The following is a 252-nucleotide window of genomic DNA, read 5'->3' on the forward strand; positions in this document are numbered from 1 at the left end:
CGGCGGGACCAGCCGCCTGCGCCGTGATGGTGAAGAGAGATAGCTGTCCGGGATCCAGTGTCTCGGACCGGGGACCGAAGATCGTGCGCTTGTACTGCGACAGGATCACCAGGAGCTTGTCGTTCTCAGAGCTATGGCGGAATCTGGGTGATGACGGCCTGAGAAGGGCGGCGTATCGAGGCGGGTAACCAGCCAGCCAGAACCTCACATGGGATGGTTCGTGTCAAGGCCATCAATCGCAATGCATCAGCA

1 protein-coding gene is annotated in these 252 nt (G+C 60.3%); it reads right to left on the minus strand.

Annotated elements, in window-relative coordinates; translation table 11 throughout:
- A partial coding sequence (locus ACZYOF_RS44915; protein WP_463719725.1) for a transposase domain-containing protein occupies positions 1–208 on the minus strand: 208 nt, incomplete at its 3' end.
- Positions 209–252: the final 44 nt, after the last annotated feature.

This window comes from Bradyrhizobium sp. LeoA1Lang (assembly GCF_055413685.1).